The organism is Roseivirga thermotolerans (genome assembly GCF_014653175.1).
In the GTDB taxonomy this organism is placed as follows: Bacteria; Bacteroidota; Bacteroidia; order Cytophagales; family Cyclobacteriaceae; genus Roseivirga; species Roseivirga thermotolerans.
This window is the reverse complement of sequence record NZ_BNAG01000003.1, coordinates 177,070-196,756: the sequence shown is the minus strand read 5'-3', so window position 1 is coordinate 196,756 and position 19,687 is coordinate 177,070. Positions and strand designations below refer to the sequence as shown.

The 19,687-nt window shown below is 42.6% G+C and carries 17 protein-coding genes and 4 tRNA genes; 10 read left to right on the top strand and 11 right to left on the bottom strand.

The features are described 5' to 3' along the window. Nucleotides 1-135: 135 nt before the first annotated feature. The 11 genes from rplL to IE164_RS10760 all read right to left on the bottom strand — a co-directional run bounded on the left by rplL (nucleotide 136) and on the right by IE164_RS10760 (nucleotide 5,180). Entirely contained in the window at nucleotides 136-519 is a 384-nt protein-coding gene (rplL, locus tag IE164_RS10810) for a 50S ribosomal protein L7/L12 (protein ID WP_189630254.1), read from the bottom strand. A gap of 40 nt (nucleotides 520-559) precedes the next feature. Beyond that, nucleotides 560-1,093, bottom strand: a complete 534-nt coding sequence (gene rplJ, locus IE164_RS10805) for a 50S ribosomal protein L10 (RefSeq protein ID WP_189630253.1) — start codon at nucleotides 1,091-1,093, stop codon at nucleotides 560-562. Nucleotides 1,094-1,095: 2 nt separating this feature from the next. Further along, complete coding sequence (gene rplA / locus IE164_RS10800; RefSeq protein ID WP_189630252.1) at nucleotides 1,096-1,794, bottom strand: 50S ribosomal protein L1; 699 nt, start codon at nucleotides 1,792-1,794, stop codon at nucleotides 1,096-1,098. A gap of 11 nt (nucleotides 1,795-1,805) precedes the next feature. Continuing rightward, nucleotides 1,806-2,249, bottom strand: coding sequence for a 50S ribosomal protein L11 (rplK, locus tag IE164_RS10795; RefSeq protein WP_189630251.1), 444 nt, complete (start codon nucleotides 2,247-2,249; stop codon nucleotides 1,806-1,808). A 1-nt stretch (nucleotide 2,250) separates the two neighbouring features. Next, on the bottom strand, nucleotides 2,251-2,808 hold the full coding sequence (gene nusG, locus IE164_RS10790) for a transcription termination/antitermination protein NusG (RefSeq protein WP_189630250.1): 558 nt from the start codon (nucleotides 2,806-2,808) through the stop codon (nucleotides 2,251-2,253). A gap of 11 nt (nucleotides 2,809-2,819) precedes the next feature. After that, the gene (gene secE / locus IE164_RS10785; protein WP_189630249.1) at nucleotides 2,820-3,014 is read right to left on the bottom strand and encodes a preprotein translocase subunit SecE; all 195 of its coding nucleotides are present in this window, start codon (nucleotides 3,012-3,014) and stop codon (nucleotides 2,820-2,822) included. Nucleotides 3,015-3,035: 21 nt separating this feature from the next. Then, nucleotides 3,036-3,108, bottom strand: a tRNA-Trp gene (locus tag IE164_RS10780). A gap of 302 nt (nucleotides 3,109-3,410) precedes the next feature. Further along, nucleotides 3,411-4,598 carry an elongation factor Tu gene (tuf, locus tag IE164_RS10775; protein WP_189630248.1) on the bottom strand — a complete coding sequence of 396 codons (1,188 nt, stop codon included), beginning with the start codon at nucleotides 4,596-4,598 and terminating at the stop codon, nucleotides 3,411-3,413. A 79-nt stretch (nucleotides 4,599-4,677) separates the two neighbouring features. Next, nucleotides 4,678-4,749 (bottom strand) — tRNA-Thr (locus IE164_RS10770). Nucleotides 4,750-4,939: 190 nt separating this feature from the next. Further along, a tRNA-Gly gene (locus IE164_RS10765) sits at nucleotides 4,940-5,012 on the bottom strand. Between the two features lie 85 nt (nucleotides 5,013-5,097). Then, nucleotides 5,098-5,180, bottom strand: a tRNA-Tyr gene (locus IE164_RS10760). A gap of 304 nt (nucleotides 5,181-5,484) precedes the next feature. On the opposite strand from IE164_RS10760, the gene IE164_RS10755 reads away from it, so the two are divergent. The 10 genes from IE164_RS10755 (at nucleotide 5,485) to IE164_RS10710 (ending at nucleotide 19,498) form a co-directional block, all read left to right on the top strand. After that, nucleotides 5,485-5,982, top strand: a complete 498-nt coding sequence (locus tag IE164_RS10755; protein ID WP_189630247.1) for an acyl-CoA carboxylase biotin carboxyl carrier protein subunit — start codon at nucleotides 5,485-5,487, stop codon at nucleotides 5,980-5,982. Between the two features lie 9 nt (nucleotides 5,983-5,991). Next, the gene (gene pyrH, locus IE164_RS10750) at nucleotides 5,992-6,699 is read left to right on the top strand and encodes a UMP kinase (RefSeq protein ID WP_189630246.1); all 708 of its coding nucleotides are present in this window, start codon (nucleotides 5,992-5,994) and stop codon (nucleotides 6,697-6,699) included. An 8-nt stretch (nucleotides 6,700-6,707) separates the two neighbouring features. After that, entirely contained in the window at nucleotides 6,708-7,268 is a 561-nt protein-coding gene (frr, locus tag IE164_RS10745; protein WP_189630245.1) for a ribosome recycling factor, read from the top strand. Between the two features lie 255 nt (nucleotides 7,269-7,523). Beyond that, entirely contained in the window at nucleotides 7,524-7,856 is a 333-nt protein-coding gene (locus tag IE164_RS10740; protein ID WP_189630244.1) for a PadR family transcriptional regulator, read from the top strand. After that, complete coding sequence (locus IE164_RS10735; RefSeq protein WP_189630243.1) at nucleotides 7,853-10,471, top strand: ABC transporter permease; 2,619 nt, start codon at nucleotides 7,853-7,855, stop codon at nucleotides 10,469-10,471. The genes IE164_RS10740 and IE164_RS10735 overlap by 4 nt, the downstream gene beginning before the upstream one ends. 252 nt (nucleotides 10,472-10,723) lie before the next feature. Further along, nucleotides 10,724-11,065 (top strand): PadR family transcriptional regulator, encoded by a 342-nt coding sequence (locus tag IE164_RS10730; RefSeq protein WP_189630242.1) that lies wholly within the window; start codon nucleotides 10,724-10,726, stop codon nucleotides 11,063-11,065. Nucleotides 11,066-11,069: 4 nt separating this feature from the next. Then, complete coding sequence (locus IE164_RS10725; RefSeq protein WP_189630241.1) at nucleotides 11,070-13,754, top strand: ABC transporter permease; 2,685 nt, start codon at nucleotides 11,070-11,072, stop codon at nucleotides 13,752-13,754. Nucleotides 13,755-13,957: 203 nt separating this feature from the next. After that, nucleotides 13,958-14,296, top strand: coding sequence for a PadR family transcriptional regulator (locus IE164_RS10720; protein WP_189630240.1), 339 nt, complete (start codon nucleotides 13,958-13,960; stop codon nucleotides 14,294-14,296). Then, nucleotides 14,296-16,908, top strand: a complete 2,613-nt coding sequence (locus tag IE164_RS10715; protein WP_189630239.1) for an FtsX-like permease family protein — start codon at nucleotides 14,296-14,298, stop codon at nucleotides 16,906-16,908. The genes IE164_RS10720 and IE164_RS10715 overlap by 1 nt, the downstream gene beginning before the upstream one ends. After that, entirely contained in the window at nucleotides 16,901-19,498 is a 2,598-nt protein-coding gene (locus IE164_RS10710; protein ID WP_189630238.1) for an ABC transporter permease, read from the top strand. Before IE164_RS10715 ends, IE164_RS10710 begins: the two co-directional genes overlap by 8 nt. The last annotated feature ends 189 nt before the right edge of the window (nucleotides 19,499-19,687 follow it).

The window sequence follows — 19,687 nt, the reverse complement described above, 5'->3', positions numbered from 1 at the left end:
CACCGTTAAGATGCGGAAGGAAGCCGGAGCCTCCAAAGTGTGTACAAACAGGAAAAGACCCGTGGTTCCAATCCCGAATTACGGGATAGAGACCAGGGCCTGATCCTTAGCCATAATCACTTATGGCTGTTCAAATTACTTAAGCTCTACTTCAGCGCCAGCCTCTTCAAGCTGCTTCTTAAGCGCTTCAGCTTCGTCTTTAGCTACTCCTTCTTTTACTGCTTTAGGAGCACCATCAACTACTTCTTTAGCTTCTTTCAATCCTAAACCTGTCAATTCTTTTACAAGTTTAACCACAGCTAGCTTAGCGCTACCTGCAGATTTAAGTACTACATCGAAAGATGATTTTTCCTCTGCACCACCTTCACCGTCTCCGCCACCAGCAGCTGGGCCAGCAACAGCTACAGCAGCAGCTGCAGGTTCAATACCGTACTCTTCTTTAAGGATGTCAGCCAATTCGTTTACTTCTTTCACAGTTAAATTCACCAACTGTTCTGCGAATGCTTTCAAATCTGCCATTTTATTAATTGTTATAAAGTTTTAAATCTTGGTTAAATAATTAGTTTTCACGTTCAGACAAAGTCTTGAGAATACCAGCCAGCTTGCCGCCTGCACCTTTAAGGCCAGAAACAACATTCTTAGCAGGAGATTGCAGTAAGGTAATAACCTCACCAATAAGCTCAGCCTTAGACTTAAGCTGGCTCAACATATCTAAATTCTCTTCTCCAATAAAAAGATCTGTATCGATGGAAGCGCCTTTTAATACTGGAGATTGTCCGCCCGATTTTTTTCTAAATTCTTTGATCAATTTTGCCGGTGCGTTAGCGTCTTCACCTGAAAACATTACACCAGAAAAACCTTTCAACACTTTTTCATCAAAAGGAGTGTAGTCAGCGTCCATTCGCTGCAATGCCTTTTGAATCAAAGTATTCTTTACAACTCTGTACTCGATACCTTTTTCGAAGCACAGCCTTCTCAACGAGTTGGTTTGAGCCACCGACATACCGGAAGCGTCAGTAATGTAGAAGTTCATGTTCGATGAAAACTTCTCTACCAACTCTTCTATAACTACTGCTTTTTCTTCTCTAGTCATGATTATAATCCGGCAATTGAGCTCTTATCAACTTTAATTCCTGGGCTCTGCGTAGTAGAAAGGTTAATACTTTTAAAGTATGTTCCCTTCGAAGATGCAGGCTTCAACTTTGAGATAGTATTGATCACTTCAGCAGCATTATCGGCAATCTTCTCAGGAGAGAATGACACCTTTCCAATGCTGGTATGAATGATACCGTACTTATCTACTTTAAAGTCGATTTTACCACCTTTTACATCTTGAACCGCTTTACCCACGTCAAGTGTTACTGTACCTGCCTTAGGGTTTGGCATCAAACCTCTAGGACCGAGTACTCTACCTAAACGACCTACTTTAGCCATCACAGTTGGCATAGTGATGATCACATCAACATCAGTCCAACCTCCTTCAATTTTTGCTATGTAGTCATCAAGTCCAACGTAATCGGCACCGGCTTCTTTGGCCTCTTCCTCCTTGTCCGGAGTACAAAGCACCAATACCTTTACCTCTTTACCTGTACCATGTGGAAGGGCCACTACACCTCTTACCATTTGGTCAGCTTTACGTGGATCTACCCCCAATCTAATATCAATATCTACAGAGGCATCAAAAGTTGCAGTATTCACCTCTTTCACAAGGTTGGCTGCTTCGGCCAATGCGTATAGTTTAGTTGGGTCATATTTACTCAAAGCCTCTTTTTGCTTCTTAGTTAACTTTCCCATGTGTTAAATCTTTAGTTTTCCCAAGGGGCTTTACCTGAAACCTTTAAACCCATGCTTCTGGCAGTACCAGCCACCATTCTCATGGCAGATTCTACTGTAAAAGCATTCAAATCCGGCATTTTAACCTCAGCAATCTCTTTTACCTGATCCCAGGTAACGCTTCCTACTTTGTTTCGGTTAGGTTCAGAAGAACCTTTCTTCACTTTAGAAGCTTCCATTAGCATTACTGGTGCTGGAGGAGTTTTAATTACAAAGTCAAAAGACTTATCAGAATAAATAGTAATAAGCACAGGAAGAACCTGACCCATTTTATCCTGAGTACGTCCGTTGAATTGCTTGCAAAACTCCATAATATTGAGTCCCTTTGAACCCAAAGCAGGACCCACCGGAGGAGAAGGATTGGCTTGGCCACCCTTGACTTGCAACTTCAGATAACCAGAAATTTCCTTAGCCATCTTAATCTTGTTTTTCTACTTGCATGTAACTTAATTCAACAGGGGTATTTCGTCCGAAGATCTTAACCATTACATTAAGCTTTCTTCTTTCTTCAAATACCTCTTCTATAGTACCCGTAAAACCACTAAAGGGACCATCCATTACTTTCACGGTCTCTCCGACTATATATGGCGTATCTAGTTGTTCGTCAAACTCGTCAATCTCTTCAACCTTACCTAAGATACGATCTACTTCTGCTTGACGTAATGGAACTGGCGGTTTGGAAGCAGTGCCAGTAGCTTGACCTAGGAACCCTATGATACCTGGGATATTTTTAATCATATGAACGACTTCACCATTAGACAAATCGGCCTGAATCATGACATATCCGGGAAACAGGTTTTTATCGCGAGACTTTTTCTTTCCGTTTCTGATTTCAAAAACCTTCTCGGAAGGAACTAACACCTGAGGAATATATTCAGCGACATTTTCTCGCTCAATTTCATTCTCCAAGTATTCCTTAGCCTTGCGCTCCTGGCCCGACACTGCCCTAACCATGTACCATTTGAGATCTGACATCGCTCGTGTGATTAAAGGTTAAGGTTGTAAAACCAATCCATAATTTTGTCAAAGCCCAAATCGATTAAACCAATCACAAGGGCGAATATCAAAGAGGCCACAAGCACTAAAACTGAACTGCTCTGAAGCTCAGAAAGCTTCGGCCAACTTACTTTGTGCCTCATCTCATCGTATGATTCACTCACAAAGGACATTAATTTACTCATTGGTCTTACTCCTTTATTTTGCACGGGTGGTAAGATTCGAACTCACGACCTTTGGTTTTGGAGACCACTGCTCTACCAACTGAGCTACACCCGTAGATTTTTTCCCGAAACCGATATTCAGGAATTATTTTCTTATTTCTTTCGGCCCTGCTTTTCAGCGCCCTTTACCGCCATTTCAAAGTCTTCAGCTTTCTCACAAAGAATATCAGTATAACACACTGAAAAACTGATCCTTATATCTGCCTGAGAATCGACCTTAATTAAGAAATTCTCGGACAAAAAATAGCTTAGAGCCTTGAAACGGGCTGCAAATTTAGAGAATTTAAATTAATGAAACAAACGCGCCTCCGAAAAATCGAAAACGCGTTTGCCATAATTTATCTTCTAAAAGATGGATTAGTCAAGGATTTCAGTTACCTGACCGGCACCTACAGTTCTACCACCTTCTCTGATAGCGAATCGAAGACCTTTTTCAAGAGCAACCGCGTTGATCAGGTTTACTTCGATAGTAACGTTATCACCTGGCATAACCATTTCGATGTCAGCAGGAAGCTTAATCTCACCAGTAACGTCAGTAGTTCTTAGGTAGAACTGAGGACGGTACTTGTTAAAGAATGGAGTATGACGACCACCTTCTTCTTTAGAAAGAACGTAAACCTCAGCTTTGAAGTGAGCGTGTGGCTTCACAGAACCAGGCTTACAAATGATCATACCTCTTTTGATATCAGTTTTCTCGATACCTCTCAAAAGAAGACCTACGTTGTCACCAGCTTCACCTCTATCCAAGATCTTACGGAACATTTCCACACCAGTAACAGTAGACTTCAACCCTTCGGCACCCATACCGATAATATCAACAGGATCACCAGAGTTGATTACACCTCTTTCGATTCTACCAGTAGCTACAGTACCACGACCAGTGATCGAGAATACATCTTCTACCGGCATCAAGAAGTCTTTGTCAGTCAAACGCTCAGGAAGCGGAATGTAGTCATCTACAGCTGCCATAAGCTCGTTTACTTTCTCTACCCACTTAGGCTCACCGTTAAGTGCACCAAGAGCAGAACCCTGAATTACAGGAATATCGTCACCAGGGAATTCGTAGAAAGAAAGCAGTTCTCTTACTTCCATTTCAACAAGCTCAAGAAGCTCTTCGTCATCTACCAAGTCCACTTTGTTCATGAAAACAACCAAAGCAGGCACACCTACCTGACGAGCCAAAAGGATATGCTCTCTAGTTTGAGGCATAGGACCATCTGTAGCAGCAACTACTAGAATGGCACCATCCATTTGAGCAGCACCAGTAACCATGTTCTTCACGTAGTCAGCGTGACCTGGACAGTCAACGTGAGCATAGTGACGGTTGGCAGTTTGGTACTCAACGTGAGAGGTGTTGATAGTAATACCTCTTTCTTTCTCTTCAGGAGCGTTGTCGATAGAAGAGAAGTCTCTGTTTTCGGCAAGACCAGCGTCTGCCAATACTTTAGTAATCGCAGCAGTTAAAGTGGTCTTACCGTGGTCAACGTGACCGATAGTACCAATATTAACGTGCGGCTTGGAACGGTCAAAGGTTTCTTTAGCCATGTTTGAAAATTAGTTAATATTAATGTTTATATAATTCGAAATACAAGCCCAACAGGGCAAGTCATTAACTTCTTAATTGAGCCAATGACGGGATTTGAACCCGTGACCCCTTCCTTACCAAGGAAGTACTCTACCCCTGAGCTACATCGGCTTAAATAGCTTTAAGCTCTAAGTCTTGTGTCTTAAGTTGCATCATTAAAACTCAAAACTTTGAACCTAGAACCCAAAGATTTGAGCGGGTGACGAAACTCAAACTCCTACCTACCATAAGGCAGGGGCAACCCGTGCCGCAAACCAAAATATTTATTGGCTCAGGAGTAAGATAGTTCGTACTCACTCTGAGCGGGTGACGAGGCTCGAACCCGCGACCTACAGCTTGGAAGGCTGTCGCTCTACCAACTGAGCTACACCCGCTTGTGCTTCATGACTTTATTAAGGAAACAAGAAGTCCGCCTGGCCATGAAACCGATATCATTCGCCAAGGCTTCAGATATCTTAGTGGGGGGAGCAGGATTCGAACCTGCGAAGACATAAGTCAACGGATTTACAGTCCGTCCCAGTTGGCCGCTTTGGTATCCCCCCGAATCAATCTCTAAAAGAACGACATAAAAAAGCCTTTCAGCGAAAGGGAATGCAAAATTAGACCCTTTTTTATATTAATCAAACATTTGCCTGAAAAAGATATTTCTTTTTATCGGCTCTCGAAAAACCGCCCAATTTGAGCGCAAACGAGCTTTTTGCAATTCGGGCGCAATCATAAGAGTTTTCTCTCAAACACAAAAGAGTTTAGCCTTCTTGAATAAAAATAGTTATCTATATTTGTGCGATTTAGGGTGTTTCAATTTCCGATGAAATATCCCATTAATCCGAGAACAAACCTTATTCAATGTATCGTACAGAAACTGCCTCAGGAAATCCAATTGAAATTCAATTTGATGGTGAGCAGCCCACCATTAATGGCTCGCCCATCAACTGGTCTATTCATAAGAAGACTAACAACAAACACCTTATTATTAAAGACCACAAAACCTTCAAAGCCGAAATCCTAAAACTGGATCAGGCAACCAAAACTGCGGAGATCAAAATTAACAAGCAGATATATACCGTTCAGCTCAAAGACAAAATGGATGTACTCCTTGAGTCTATGGGGATAGACATGTCAGCAGTACAGGCCGTTAACGACCTCAAAGCTCCTATGCCCGGCCTGGTATTAGACATTTTGGTAGAAGAAGGCAAGGAAGTGAAAAAGGGCGACCCGCTTCTGATTCTGGAAGCCATGAAAATGGAAAACGTACTAAAAGCAGCCGGAGATGGAAGCATTAAAAGTGTAGAAGTGAAAAAGGGCGACAGTGTAGAAAAAAATCAAGTACTAATAAAGTTTTAAACAAAGGGAATGTCTTATAAACGAATACTGCTGAAGCTTAGTGGAGAGGCCTTAATGGGCAAGCAGAACTATGGTATAGATCCGGCAAGGTTGGAGCAATATGCTCTTGAAATAAAAAAAGTAAAAGACCAGGGGGTTGAAGTAGCCATTGTAATTGGCGGAGGCAATATATATAGAGGAGTGCAGGCCGAAGCTTCAGGCATAGACAGAGTTCAAGGCGATTACATGGGCATGTTAGCCACCGTAATAAACGCCATGGCGATTCAGAGCACACTAGAAAAACATGGTATGTATACCCGACTAATGTCTGGTATAAAGATGGAAGCAGTGTGTGAGCCCTTTATAAGAAGAAGAGCCGTAAGGCATCTGGAAAAAGGACGAATTGTTATTTTTGGCGCGGGTATAGGCAACCCATACTTTACTACAGACTCTACAGCGAGTCTTAGAGCCATTGAAATTGAGGCCGATGTAGTATTAAAAGGTACACGGGTTGATGGAGTATATTCTGCCGACCCTGAAAAAGACCCTAATGCTGTTCGGTTCGAAAAGCTTAGCTTCGAAGAAGTTATTAGCAAAGGCTATAATATTATGGATATGACCGCCTTTACCCTTTGTCAGGAAAATAATGTACCCATAATTGTCTTTGACATGAACAAACCCGGCAACCTGCAAAAACTCATTGAAGGAAAAGAACAAGTTGGAACACTCATTAGCTAACATTTGATATGGAAGAGATAGAAATATACTTAGACACTGCCAAAGAAATGATGGAAAAGGCTGTATCTCATGCAAAGGTAGAGCTAGCCAAGATTCGGGCAGGCAAGGCCATGCCCAGTATGCTGGATGGCCTTATGGTGGTTTATTATGGTGCACCAACCCCCATCAATCAGGTGGCTTCAGTTTCTACTCCAGACGCCCGTACCATATTTATTAAACCATGGGAAAAATCTATTATAGGAGAAATTGAGAAAGCCATTATCAATAGCGATTTGGGCTTTAACCCCCAAAATGATGGAGAAAACATCATTATCAATGTGCCGCAACTAACCGAAGAAAGAAGGGTGCAACTAGCCAAGCAAGCCAAAGGCGTTACCGAAGACGGTAAAGTGAGCGTGAGAAACGCCAGAAAAGAAGCCAACGATGAACTTAAAAAGCTTCTTAAAGAAGGTGTTTCTGAAGACGCCATTAAAGCTGCTGAAGACGATGTTCAGGCACTTACAGATACGTATACCAAAAAGATGGACGATCTCCTGGCCCTCAAGGAGAAAGAGATAATGACCGTGTAATCATACACGAAGCAATTGAAAAAGGGGAACATAAACGTTTCCCTTTTTTTATGACCTGGCCCAATTGCCCCACACATTCTTTTCAACAGCTGAACACACCTATCCGACAGTTCAATTAAACTCACTTCTACCCTCTCTTAAATAGACGTAACTATGTAACTCTCAACACCAGCGGAAACATAACTTCATTATTTGTATAAGAAATAATTTCGGACTGATTCATTTTTTATACATTTAGTGAATAAAAACACTAAAATGAAAGGAACCAATTTGGGCGAATTCGAAGAGATTGTATTGCTTACCATAGCCGCACTTATGGAAGAAGCCTACAGTGTGGCCATTTGTGATGAGATAGAACGAGTAACAGAGCGCAAGGTCAAACTCAGCGTGGTGCACGCTGTACTTAATCGTCTTGATGAAAAAGGCTATGTCAAATCTCACTTGGGCGAACCAACCAAAGAAAGAGGTGGGCGTAGAAAGCGATTCTTTACGGTAACCCATGCCGGCAAAGTGGCCTTAACCAAAGCCAAACAACAGCGCGATCAGCTGTGGAGCTTAATTCCCGACTTCAACCTTAAAATTGCTTGAAGAATAAAAACAACATACCGCCACGTTGGGCCGACCGCTTTTTAGAATGGTACTGCAAGCCTCAGTTACTGGAAGATCTTCAGGGCGATCTGTACGAGCACTTTGAACGGCACCTTAGTTCAAAAGGAGCCCGTAAAGCCCGGTGGCTTTATGCACTCAATACACTACGGTTCTTTAAACCGTACACGGTCAAAAAACTCAATTTTCTGAATCAATTAACTCAATTCATCATGTTCAAAAATTATTTCAAAACATCAATCCGAAGCATAGCCAGAAACAAGCTCTTTTCGGCCATTAATATTTTTGGTCTGGCTGTGAGCATGTCTGTCTGCCTCATTATGATTACCATGTTTGTAGAAGTAAAAAACTACGACCGCTTTCATCACGAGGCTGAAAAGATTTTCCGTATCAACAATACCCACAGCTATTTAGAGAGCGACCCCAGCCTCTTTGCCTCTACCTCAATACTGGTTGGAAAAAGAATGAAAGAAGAAGTGCCCGGCCTGAAAGCCATCACCATTATGAGTCGCGGGTTTAATGGAGATGGGCTAATTGGCGATAAAAGAATACCGATTAGCGGATTCTGGGCCGATGAAGACTTCTTCAATGTACTCTCCTTTGAGCTATACCGTGGCGACCCGGCCACCGCTCTAAAAGCACCATACTCCATTGTACTGACTGAAGAAACCGCCAACAAGTTTTTTGGAGAAGCCGACCCAATGGGTAAAACCATTACCGTGGCCGAACACGAATATCAGGTAACGGGACTGGTCAAAAACCCTCCCTTCAACTCTCACATGGACTTTCAATCTTTGGTTTCGTTCTCAACCTTCGAAATCGAAAACGAAGACAACAGAGGCTTTTTGAGCTGGCAAAACATGTGGTCCAACTATGTTTACTTCAGGCTGGACGATCAAACTGACATTGCCGACATAGAAAATCGCCTCAACGCCATTGCCGCTGACGAAAACAGTGAATCGAAGCAAGTAAACATTCAATTGGCGGCTCAGCCCATTACCAAAATAATGCTGGGGCCTTCTAACACAAGCAACCAACTAGGCCCTAGTATAGGCCGGGAGGTTATTTGGGTATTTGCAGGCCTAGCCTTTGTGGTAATACTTTCTGCCGGTTTCAACTATACCAACCTATCTATAGCCCGTTCTTTACGGAGAGCCAAAGAAGTTGGGGTAAGAAAAGTAGTAGGTGCACAACGTAAGCAGGTGTTTACTCAATTCATTGTTGAGGCCTGTCTTATATCGCTTGCCTCACTCATAATGGCCTACTTTATATTCTTTCTTATTCGGCCAATGTTTCTCAACCTCAACCCGGAAATTCAGAGTACGTTGCGGTTGGAGCACGAGCCTATTGTATTGGTTTACTTTATCGCATTTGCGCTTTTGGTAGGCTTCTTTGCCGGATTTCTACCTTCTTTGTTCCTCTCCAAACTCAAGGCCATTCAGGTGCTTAAAAGCGCATCAGGCCCCAAGGCTTTTTCAAAAATCAACCTACGCAAAGCACTCATCGTCATTCAGTTTACCTTGTCGCTGATGTTCATTATATCAGCCTCCATTTCTCATAGACAATTCAAGTATGCTTTGAATTTCAATCTGGGCTTCGATACGGAAAACGTGCTGAATATTGACCTTCAGAACAACGACCCTCAACTCACCAAAGCCATGTTTGAGCAAATTCCGGAGGTTACAGACATTGCCAAGTCATCACATATACTGAGTATTGGAAGCCGCTGGGCCAACCAGGTAAAGTCTGACGATGGTCTGGATTCTGCATCGGTCTATTACTCTAGTATAGACCATCGCTATATTCCCCTAATGAAACACAGGTTGCTGGCCGGCAGCAATTTTCCTGAGAAAAACTCGGTAGAGGTAGAAGAAAGCATGATTGTGAACGAGCAGTTTATAAAGCACTTTAAACTGGGCAGCCCCGAAGAAGCCATAGGCGAAAGCCTGAAGTTCGGCAGAGAACGCTTAACTATTGTGGGAGTGGTTGAAAACTTTCATTATGCCACCCTGGACTCTGAGATTGAATGCTTCGCCTTCAGACATAAACCACAAGAAGCCCGAATGCTAAGTTTAAAGATTTCCAGCAACGATTTACTTTCAACCCGCAAGAAAATAGAAGAGGCCTGGGCCGGATTCGATGAGGTGCACGACTTTAAAGGATATTTCTATAAAGATGGTCTGGAAAGAGCCTATGAACAGTTTTCAGTCACCTATACCCTGGTAGGTTTCCTGGCCTTCTTAACCATATGTATTGCTTCGCTTGGGCTACTGGGCATGGGTGTGTATACTGCAGAGACCCGACTAAAGGAAATAAGTATACGTAAAGTATTGGGTGCCACCGAAGGCAGCCTTATTACGCTACTGTCCAGAGGTTTTATGCTCCTGTTGCTATTGGCCACGGCCATTGCTGTACCAGCCACTTACTATTTATTCGATGAACTGATTTTAGCCGATCAGGCCAATCGGGCAAACATTGGACTACTGGAATTGAGCCTGGGAGTAATAATTATTTTTGGCATAGGCTTTCTAACCATAGGATCACAAACCTGGAAAGCCGCCCGCTCTAACCCGGCTCTAACGCTAAGAAACGAATGAAAATTCGGAGGTGCCGATGATTGATCATCGGCACTCTTTTCTAATACTTTTCAGATCATAAAAACTTTTTGACTCAATCTCCGTCTAAGGATATTATCGTCAATTACGAATTAAACTATAGATTTACATACTCAGTCACATGGCACTGTGAAGACACAGCTTCTAGCTCAAATTGTCTATTTACTTCTATGTGACCTAAATAAGTAACTCTATTGAACTATTAATTTTATCGTCATATACGAATTTTATATAATGAAAGGAACAAACCTAGGTGAATTTCAGGAACTTGTATTACTCACTATTGGCGTACTCTACCCGGAAGCTTATGGCGTAAGTATCAAGGATGAAATCCGAAAAAAAACAGGAAGAAAAGTAACGCTCAGCACGGTTCATGGAGCGTTGAACCGGCTGGAAAAAAAAGGGCTCGTAAGTAGCGAGTTTGGAGAAGCCACCAGCATAAGAGGTGGTAAGCGCAAACGGTACTTTACCATTACCTCATCGGGAGTAAAAGCACTCGAAGAAACCCGTGAACAACGCGAAGAACTTTGGAATGCCATACCCCAACAGGCCCTTCAGGTAAAGCTCACTACATAAACATATGTCTATCCAAGGTCAACCTCCTCCACGTATAGCCCAACGGTTTCTCCGGTGGTTCTGCAAACCGGAACTCCTGGAAGAAATAGAGGGCGATATTGAGGAGGATTATTACTACAGGCAGCAGGATAAAGGAAAAAACTATGCGGCATTTTGGTACTGCATAGACGTGGTCCGTTTTCTCAAACCCTTTGCCGTAAAATCATTCGTCAAAACTCAAACATTCAACCCCATGTTCAGCATTAATTCAAAACTGGCCTTTAGAAACCTGGCCAAAAACAAACTGTATTCATTTATTAACATAACCGGGCTGGCCATTGGCATTGCTGCCTGCCTCATAATCACTCAATACGTATTGTTTCAGTTGAGCTTCGATCGGTTTCACAGCAAATCGGATCGAATATACCGTGTGCTCACCACGGCCTATCAGAATGGAGAATATGGCAACACAGGCCTCTATTGCGGCTTTGCCCTTGCCCCTGCTTTGCTCAAAGATGTTCCTGAAATTGAACAGGCAGCGCGCGTTCACCCATACTATGGAGGTGCCATTGTACAACGAACCGGCCAGAAAGGTGGCGTGAGACCTTTTTTTGAAGAAGAAGTACTTTTCACCGAACCCTCATTCTTTTCCATTTTCTCCTTTGAATTGTTGCAGGGCGATGCCCACACAGCCCTGAGCAGTCCGAATGCCGTGGTTATTACACAGAAAATTGCCGATAAATATTTTGGTTCTAGCCATGATGCAATCATTGGGCAGAGTCTGCGAATTAATGGAGGTTACACCAATGAAGAGTTTACTATTACTGGCATTCTAAAAGATGTTCCGGCTAACTCGCACCTCAATTTCGACATACTCCTGCCCTTGCAAAAAGTACTACAGAGCAACCAATACACCCAACCAGGAGCCGACTGGGGCTGGACCAATTTTTTTGTGTATGCCTTACTAAACCCTCAGGTAACAGAGCAGCAGGCAGAACAAAAAATAGCCAATCTCATGCATCAGTATAGAGCTGAAGAGCTTGAAAGCAGTGGCACCCGGGAAGTGCTATCTCTTGAACCTATACTGGATGTTCATCTGCAATCGAGTATTGATAATGAAGATGGCGAACAGGCCAACAAAACAGACATGGGTACCATTTACTTTCTCATAGTAATAGCACTCTTCATACTAGTTATTGCATGGATCAACTTTATCAACCTCTCTACAGCCAAAGCAACCGAACGCGGTGTTGAAGTGGGGATCAAAAAAGCAATGGGAGCCATAAGGCCGCAGCTCATTGCTCAGTTTCTTACCGAATCGTTCTGGATAAACCTAATAGCCGTTGCACTTGGCCTGGCCATCACCTACCTGTTGTTACCCATAATGGGCGAGGTTATTGACTTGCCTTTGGAACTCACCTGGAATGCCCCGGTAATACAAATCCTATTATTGACCCTAATAGTAGTTGGTCCTGTGCTTGCAGGCCTCTACCCTGCCTTTATTCTTTCGGCTTACCGATCGGTAAATGCACTCAAAAGCCAAAAATCTGGTGGACAGAAAGACCGTTTTGCCGTGCGAAAAGCACTAGTGGTATTTCAGTTTGTGGTTTCTACGCTCCTCATGGCCGGAACCTTTGCCGTTTCAAAGCAATTGCGCTATATGGAAAATAGAGATACCGGTTTTCAAATGGATCAGGTACTTGTTATAAAAGGACCCCGCGTGGGCGTGAGCCTTGAAAACTTTGAAGCCTTTAAAAACCAGGTGAAATCTATTGCCACAGTAGAAAGCTTCGCCTCCTCCCGGAGCATTCCGGGTGCAGGCTATTCTTTTGCAACTAATGCCAGAAGAGAGGATACCGAACAAAGCGCAGTAAAGCGTATTGATGCCACCTGGATTGACAAAGGTTTTATGGAAACGTATGGCATGGAACTGATTAGTGGAAGAGACTTCTCGGATGCTTACGACTCGCCCGATGAAATGGACCGCAATGGTGTGCTTGTAAGTGAAGAGGCACTCAAGGTGTTTGGCCTGGGCACAGCAGAGGAGGCCCTGGAGAAACGACTTATTATAAGTGGAGACACAAGCTTAATTCGTGGAGTTGTGAAGGATCATAACTGGAAATCGTTGCACAAAGGCTATGTAGCCAGTGCCTTTTACTACATTCCGGCTACGACCCGATATTTCTCACTAAAAATCAACTCGCAAAATACCAAAGCTACCTTAGAGCAAATTGAAGAAAAATACCATGAGGCTTTTCCCGGTAACCCATTGGAGTTCTTCTTTATGGACGACTTTTTTAACCGCCAATATGAACAAGACCAGCAGTTTGCCAGTATCTTCAATGCTTTTGCCGGCTTTGCCATTTTTGCTGCTTGTCTGGGGCTTTTCGGGCTAGCTTCCTACACTGTAGTTCAGAAAGCTAAGGAAATAGGCATAAGAAAGGTATTAGGTGCAGGCAGCCTTCAAATCACCCTACTGTTTTCTAAAAGGTACATGGTGTTAATTCTCATAGCCAATTTACTAGCCGTACCCCTAGCTTATTTGGCCATCCATAAATGGCTCCAGAACTTTGCATTCAGCATACCTATTCGGGCAAATCTCTTCATCGTTCCCATAGTTATACTGGCAGCTATCGCTCTTCTGACCATCTCATTTCAAACACTCAAAGCTTCATTTAGCAACCCGGTTAAAAACCTTAGGAGCGAATAGCCTTAGCCTCTTCTGCTTAAATAAGAGGAGCCTGAAAGCCACAAAAAAAGATCTGCCTAAACTCGCCTGAAAATTGGCCTGACAGACGATAAGCCGGCTTCTGAGCTCCTCTTTTTTTAATGGATGATGGTCAGTTTTGATTATTTGGTCTTCATTTAAGGAATAAATTTCATACATTTAGTCTTCATTTAAGAATCAAACCAATGAAAGGCACGTATTTAGGCGAATTCCAGGAGGTTGTTCTTCTCACTATTCTGGTGTTGGAAGACAATGCGTATGGAGTGAGCATTCAGGAAGAAATTGAAAAACGCACAGGCCGAAGCGTAAGCCGTGGAGCTTTACACACTGCCCTTACCCGTCTGGATGAAAAAGGGTTTATCAGCTCAGAGTACGGAGGAGCAACTGCAGAAAGAGGTGGCCGCAGAAAGCGCTTCTACCAGGTAACCAATCTTGGCAAAAGTGCTTTGGAAGAAGCCAAAGCTTTAAGAGAAGATTTATGGAGCAGTGTTCCTAAAGTGGCACTTCAAAAAGTTCAGGCCTAATGGAACGCAATCAAACACCACAATTCTGGACGAAAATCTTCAAATGGCTCTGCCATGGCAGCCTCTTTGAAGAACTACAGGGCGACTTAGAAGAGTCATACATTAAAAACACCAATACCAGAGGAGAAAGAAAAGCAAAAAATATCTACAGGAAAGAGGTTTTGAAGATGGTGAGAATGTCGGTAATAAAGCGCAAATTGAAACTTCCAAAATTTATTCATACTTCCCTTCTTAAGTTTCACTTTCTATTGGCTTTCAGAAACCTGAAGCGGAACAAAGTTTTTAGTGCCGTCAATATTTTTGGATTGGCAGCAGCGCTCACCATCTGTTTGTTTGCGGTGAACATGATCTATACTGGATATCAGTATGACAAGGATTTCAAAGATGTGGATAGATTATATAGGATCACGACATCGGTAGAAAGCCCTCATGGCAAAACAAAATGGGCCACCTCCTCTTTTGCCCTGAAATGGTACTTAAACTCTATTCCTCAAATTGAAGCTTCCTCCATCATACTAACCAATATGTATGGGTATTTTGAGGTGAATGGTCAGGACATTCATATAAACGGCTACCCTATTGACCGGGAATTTCTCGATATGTTCAACTTTGAAGTGATCGAAGGCAATCCTTATGATCTATTCAATGATCTACAGTCAGTAGTTATAACCGACCAGCTAGCTCAGAAGGTTTTTGGCGATGAAAGTGCTATTGGCAAACAAACTAAATCTGGAGCCATTGTTCGAGCCGTAATCAAATCCCCTAAAAAGCAATCTCACTTCGACTTTGAATTCCTCTCGAATATAGAATTTCTGGGAAGTAGAATGAGCCCAGAAGAATTTGAGTCCAGACTAAAAAGGTGGCAAAACTACGATCAAAGCTATTACAGCTACATCAAGTTGAACCAGAATTCCAATATCGATCAGTTAGAATCGCACTTTGAACAGCTCAGCAATGAAATGACCTCAACAATGGCTGATGGCAATACCTACAGCATGCAATTGCAGCCTGTTTCAAACATAATGTTTGGCAAGGAGCTAATAGCAGACCACAGGCATGTCTATTCTAGAACAGCCCTCATTATTCTCATCGCACCAATTGCACTTTTAATTACGCTGGCATCATTTAACTACACCAACCTTTCTATTGCCAGGGCAATTCAACGCTCCAAAGAAATTGGAATTCGTAAAATCAACGGCAGTACACGTGGCCAAATCATTAGTCAAATTCTGGTTGAAACAGTGGTTTTCTCACTGCTGGCCCTTGTCTTAGCATTATGTTTCTACAAATACCTCGTGCCGTTTTTCGAGATGTACATCTCTGAATTTTCAGCGCTTTTTACCAGTCAGCTCAATGTTGAGATCATCACCTGGTTTGTGTGTTTCAGCTTGCTGGTCGGTTTTATTGCCGGATTCTTACCTTCCCTTTATTTCTCGAAAATCTCACCATTGGCCTCAATCAATGAGTCGTTCAACAAAAAAGGAATTAGAATTTCAACGCTAAGGAAAGTCTTTGTTGGCATTCAGCTCACCTTCTCCACCTTTTGCATTCTGTTTGTAGTCCTTAGTTTGAATCAGAGAGATCAGATACTTAATACAGATCTTGGGTTTACTTCTGCTGACCTCATCGCCTTTCCGCTTAAAAAAGTTGATCCGAAACTAATTGAAGCAGAGTTGAGTAAAATTCCAGAAATAGAGAGCTTCTCTTTTACCTCTATAATACCCGGAACTGGCGGGATGTCCAGAAGATTCGGATTCAGTGCGGACAGAATGGACACTTTCTCAACTCGCTATGCTACAACCGATGAGAGGTTCAGTCAGGTTTATTCGCCACAGTTAATCATAGGTTCAGGCTTTACCGAAGGCCTTAACAACGAAATTCTAGTCGATGAGAATTTCCTCGCTTCTATCGGTGTGTCAACCCTAGATGCACTCAATACTGAAGTAATCATTGATCATTATGATGTTGAAGAAAAGCTGCTGATCGTGGGTGTATTAGACAACTACATTTACGATGGTTTGGAAGACAACAGGCTTCCACTTATGATCAGGAACATAAAAGACACTCTTCTCACTAAGTACGCCACTATACAACTGCAACTTTCCAATGCAGACCAGGTACTAAGCAAGCTTGAAGGTCTTTGGTCTAGCATTGCTGGTGACAAACCGCTAGAAACAGAATTCGTGACAGATAAAATCGAACATAACTATCGGCCATTTTTTAACATAATGAACATCTTCAGTATCACCGGAATATCCATCGTAGTGATTGCTCTTCTGGGTCAGTTTGGTATGGCTCTTTATGCTACACAAAGCAGAACCAAAGAAATTGGAATAAGAAAGGTATTGGGAGCAAGTATTGGATCAATAATCACTTTGCTTTCACGCGGATCTTTTAAGACACTATTCATCTCCACACTCATTGCACTGCCACTTGTATTCCTAGTTTTTAGGGAAATGATTTTCCCCACCATTGCCATAAAGCTTCAGATATCCACTCCGCATTTACTTCTCACCGTTGTTGGAACCTGGGCGATTGTCTTGGGTATCGTAGCACATCAATCATGGAGAACAGGTCAGGTTAATCCCACAGAATCACTAAGAAATGAATAACCGACCTCCTAAATATTTCACCCGACTGCTGGCATGGTTCTGCCACGATGACTTCTATGAGGAGTTGCAGGGTGATTTGGAGGAAAAGTTTTACTCAAACATTCAACAATACGGTCAAAGAAAAGCGCGCACACAATACCGGCTGGAAGTACTCAAACTGCTTCGACCTTCAGTAGCTAAAAAATTCAGGGTTCAAACTCAAAACAACAACATTGCCATGTTCAAGAATTACACTTTGGTTGCCTTTAGAAACCTATCGCGCAACCGCCTCTTTTCAGCCATTAATATATTTGGTTTAGCCATGAGCATGGCAGTTGGCCTGCTCGCCATTGCCTTTGTCAATGAGATTTACTCATTCGATCAATTTCACGAAAACAAAGGCAGAATTTATCGCATCAATAATGTAAGAACTTTTCTGGACAGTGCACCTCAGGCTTATGCTTCTACTTCTTTACTTACTGCCGACAGAATAAGGGCCGAGGTTCCGGGTGTAGAGAGAGTATCGGGAATGTTTAAAGGCTTTAGTGGCGATCTGGCAACTGGAGAAAATAACTATTCTTTTCAGGGGTATTATACTGATGAAGAATTTCTCCGTATTTTCAGTTTTCCGGTACTGCAAGGCGACCCGAAAAGCGCTTTGAAAGAGCCATATTCAATAGTTTTAACCCAAACCCTAGCCGAAAAAATCTATGGTTCAACGGATGTGCTAGGACAAACACTGGAAAGAAACGGAAAAGAATATACGATAACTGCCGTACTCAAGGAGCTACCCAAAAACACCCACTTTCATTTTGAAGCTCTGGCCTCGCTAAGCTCGCTCCGCAATAATGAGCAAACCACCTATCTGTTTAACTGGAGCACCATGTGGAGTAGCTATGCTTATGTCTTAATGCAAGAAAACGCCAATATGAGTGCGTTTGAGCAAAGTCTGAACCAAATAGCATCTCAAGAAAACGCCAAAATGGAGCAACAGAGCATAGCTCTTACCTATGAACGCCTAAACGATATTTTTCCGGGTGACGGTAAATACAATCAGGTGTGGACCGTTGTTCCCAAGAGTAATGTTAACTCCATGATTATACTGGCCTTAATCGTTATAGTTTCGGCCTGCTTCAATTATGCCAATCTCTCCATTGCCAGATCACTCAAAAGAGCGAAAGAAATTGGAGTAAGAAAGGTGGTTGGAGCAAAAAAAAGCCAGGTATTCACCCAGTTTATCACCGAATCGGTACTTGTCTCATTACTTGCATTGGTTTTAGCCTTCTTTCTGTTCCGACTTATACGGCCTGAGTTTCTATCGCTTAACTATTACATATCGCGAACAACCACACTGGAACTGACCACTACCACTTACATATGCTTCGTACTCTTCGCCATTTTCATTGGTTTTCTGGCTGGCACTACTCCTGCCCTGATCATGACGAGGCTTAAGCCTGTGACCATAATTAAAGGCGTTTCTAACATGAAAATTGGAGGAGGCATTAACATAAGAAAAGTGCTCATTGGTATTCAGTTCATACTCTCAATTGGTTTTGCCGTATTGGTGAGTCTGGCTTATAAACAGTATCAGTACGCCCTCAATTTCGATTTAGGCTATAACACCGAAGCCATTCTAAATGTGGAGCTTCAGGGCAATGACTACGAAATTGTAAAGGCCGCTTTTAGCCAAATTCCGGAAATCGAATCAATTTCCGGATCCGCCTTTCTACTAAGTACAGGCAGCACTAATTCAGATTATGCTAAACTGCCGGAAGCAAGTGATTCTGTAGTGGTTTATAGCATGCGAGTCACAGAGAGCTATACCTCCACCCTTGGTCATCAGTTGGTAGCGGGGCGTGAGATAACAAGCCAATTAAAAACCAAACAAATGATAGTCAACGAGCAATTTGTTGAGAAATTCGGCTTTAAAAACCCTGAGGAGATTATCGGAAAAACCTTTTATTACTACAACGACCATCGTATGGTCGTTGGCGTTATCAAAGACTTCCATTACGGAACCATCTATAACGATATTCAGCCCTTTGCTTTTATTCAACCTGAAGAGAATCAGCTTTACCTTACAAACCTGAAACTAAAGTCGGCAGACCTGCCCGCAACCCTTGAGAAGATTGATGATGCCTGGTCCGAAATAGATACACATCATGAACTGCAGGCTTCATTCTATAGCGAGGATATTGAAAGAACCTATCAGACTCTTTCGTCATCCATGAAAACCTACGGCTTGCTGGCTATTATTGCCATTGGTATTTCTCTGCTTGGACTACTCGGAATGGCGGTGTATACCGCGGAATCGAAAATTAAAGAACTTACCATCAGAAAAGTGTTAGGAGCCGGCTTTTACCACCTCGTTGCCTTATTATCCAGAAGCTATATTTGGATACTGGTTATTGCCTCTGCCATAGGTATACCCATAGCTGTTTACATTTTTAAGACCACAATAGCCAACAACATACAATACACCATTTCTATTGGGTTTTGGGAGCTTGCCGGAGGAGCCTTAATGGTACTTACCGTAGCCATACTTACTATTGGTTCGCAGGCCACTAAAGCGGCCTTAACCAATCCGGCCGAAAACCTGCGAAACGAATAGATTAACCTGAGTTCCGTGTAAGAAAAGAACGTTATGCCGGAAAAACAGGCCTTAAACTCTCAAAAAGGCCTGTTTTATCCGGTATCTCAACAGAGCCTAAATGAGATTGCGGATATTTTCCTTTGCGTATGTAAAGTTTTCAGAGGAAAATTCTGCAATGACGTCCTAAGGGGGACATTTTACTACTTC